General features: G+C 44.0%; 3 protein-coding genes. All 3 read right to left on the bottom strand.

Features of this window, described 5'->3' with window-relative positions; translation table 11 throughout:
* Positions 1 to 253: 253 nt before the first annotated feature.
* The 3 genes from VXK47_RS09775 to VXK47_RS09765 all read right to left on the bottom strand — a co-directional run bounded on the left by VXK47_RS09775 (position 254) and on the right by VXK47_RS09765 (position 2,135).
* A complete protein-coding gene (locus VXK47_RS09775; RefSeq protein ID WP_435548595.1) occupies positions 254 to 1,438 on the bottom strand; it encodes an ATP-binding protein in 1,185 nt (394 codons plus the stop codon).
* 125 nt (positions 1,439 to 1,563) lie between these two features.
* Positions 1,564 to 1,881 (bottom strand): hypothetical protein, encoded by a 318-nt coding sequence (locus VXK47_RS09770; RefSeq protein WP_435548594.1) that lies wholly within the window; start codon positions 1,879 to 1,881, stop codon positions 1,564 to 1,566.
* The gene (locus tag VXK47_RS09765) at positions 1,878 to 2,135 is read right to left on the bottom strand and encodes a hypothetical protein (protein WP_435548593.1); all 258 of its coding nucleotides are present in this window, start codon (positions 2,133 to 2,135) and stop codon (positions 1,878 to 1,880) included. Before VXK47_RS09765 ends, VXK47_RS09770 begins: the two co-directional genes overlap by 4 nt.
* Positions 2,136 to 2,359 lie beyond the last annotated feature (224 nt).

Here is a 2,359-nt window from a genome sequence, read left to right as displayed (position 1 = left end):
AAGTTGACGTAAGTGCTTGAAATACTTGGTATATAAATTGCAACGCATTTTACATGCCATCTTTTTATGTTTTGTGAAAAAATATCGCAAAATTTTAAAACCATGTTTGAACGGCTTCAAAAACAGTGAAACTTTAGTTTAGTTAAGTATATCCTATACTATTTTGATATCATCTGCAACGTTCCAATAAAGACAGAGGTAAATGCGAGCTTTACAAGGCTTGGGTTTTGCTATCAAAATGAGCCTTGCACAACTATCCACTTTTCCTTGTTCCTATATTTTTTAAATTCCCGGAGTCACGCCAGCCCATGACGCGTATATTCTTGTGACGATAGTTGTCTTCACCGCCATAAATTAGTGTTGGCTCAATTGCCATATCACCTGCCAGCGTCATCCATTTTTCCAAGCCGGAGAAAAAATCCCGCACTACCGTCTTGCCGGATTTTATCTCTACCGGGGTAATCCCTCCGCCCTGTTCAATAATGAGATCAACCTCAACACCATTGCTGTCACGCCAGAAGTACAGACCCGGTCGCTCACCGCTATTGAAGAAAGATTTCTTCACCTCTGAAACCACAAATGTTTCAAAAAGGTTTCCCCTTAAGGGATGCGTTTCAATCTGCTCGTGGGACTGGATTCCCAATAGCCATGATACAAGACCGACATCATAAAAATAAAGCTTTGACGCCTTGACCAGCCGCTTATTAAAATTTGCGTGATGTGGGCGGAGTTGGAACACTATATAACTGGCTTCCAGTACCGAGATCCATGCCTTGGCCGTGTTATGGGTTACACCGCATTCTGAAGCCAGAGAAGAATAATTAAGGAGTTGCCCGGTACGCCCAGCACAAAGCCGTACAAAACGCTGGAATGTCTCCAGTTCCTGCACCTTTAAAACCTGCCTGACATCACGTTCCAGATATGCCGTAACATAAGCGCTAAACCACGCCCTGACTTCTACCTCACGATCATAGAGTGGCGGATAACCGCCGGTAAATAACATCCGGTCCGTATCAGGCGGCTGTTTGCCGGCCCGCTCCAATTCATCAAATGAAAATGGAAGCAATTCTATAAAAGCGCTTCTTCCGGCAAGTGATTGGGTAATGCCGGACATTAACCCGAATTGCTGCGATCCGGTAAGAATATATAATCCCATACGCTCATCCGCATCCACTTTTGATTGAAGATATGAGATAATATCAGGACAGCGCTGCACTTCATCAATAACTGCGCCATCGGGGAAACGATCCAAAAAAGACCGCGGATCACCTTGTGCGACAAAGCGAATATCCGGATCTTCCAAGGATGCATATGGTCTGTCGGAAAATACGGCTTTTGCCAGAGTCGTCTTACCGGACTGACGCGGCCCGGTAATAGTTATAACAGGAAACCCTTTAAGCAGGGAATAAATGGTAGATTCAGCGCTGCGTTTGATCATAAAGTGTCAGTTATCTATATTTATGCACATTGTAAAATGCATTCTCAGTTATCATAAAAATGGTTAAAATTTTCACCTTCCTTGAACTTGAACAAAATTCAGTGAAAGCCTTCGTAATACCCTTGTCAATGAGCCCCGTACGCCTGATCATGCGGCCCAGGCAACACAAACTTGACTGTCTGGTCAGGGGTCGTTCCGCAGTCTGAACAAAGGATAACGGCATCATCGCCTTTTTTCCGGCAGATCTCACAGAACAGGTAAATGATAATGAAATTACGTTTGACATGGCAGGAATAGAACCCTTGCCAGTTTCCCTTCAAGGATTCACCCATTGAAACGGGGTTCTCAAGAATCATCTCGACTTTGTTTTTCACCAGTTTCCTGATGGAAGCATGCTTCTCTAAAGCTTTGAGAAAAGCTGCTTCTAAACGCGCTTCAATCATTCCGCGAACACCTCGTCGTAGGTATGCCACACAGCCGAGCCGTCCTTGAGGCGGATCATAACTTCCTGCATGGCGGTCTGAAACACCGGGTCTGCAAAAATGAACTCAGCGTTTCTGCCCTCAACCTTTCTTTTCAGGTTGAGCAGATACTGCGTCATCAAATCGGCAACAGTAACGCGGTTTTCCGCGGCAAACACCCGGGCGAAATCTGCAATATCCTGATCGAGACTGATGTTGATACGTGTTTTGGGCATGATGTACCTCCTTATGGTATGTTCCCAACATACACACGAATGGAGCAGATGTCAAACAATTTTAGGAGGAAAATAGGGGAACGTGAGGTAATTTAATAAGTCTATCAGGCTAAAATCTCGACGATTTTCAACCCACAATTTTTTATTTCAACCCAATTTTTCAGGCAAATTTACCAGGCAAAAAATATTTTCACTTTTTTTTATTTTCTGCTGGCGTCCGAGCT

Source organism: Desulfobacterium sp. N47, from assembly GCF_051233685.1.
Taxonomy (GTDB): Bacteria; Desulfobacterota; Desulfobacteria; order Desulfobacterales; family RPRI01; genus RPRI01.
This window is presented reverse-complemented; position numbering and strand designations above follow the sequence as displayed.

Excerpts from the sequence above, each read along its gene's own strand:
- VXK47_RS09770 (WP_435548594.1), bottom strand. The coding sequence starts at position 1,881 with ATGATTGAAGCGCGTTTAGAAGCAGCTTTTCTCAAAGCTTTAGAGAAG.
- VXK47_RS09775 (WP_435548595.1), bottom strand. The coding sequence starts at position 1,438 with ATGATCAAACGCAGCGCTGAATCTACCATTTATTCCCTGCTTAAAGGG.
- VXK47_RS09765 (WP_435548593.1), bottom strand. The coding sequence starts at position 2,135 with ATGCCCAAAACACGTATCAACATCAGTCTCGATCAGGATATTGCAGAT.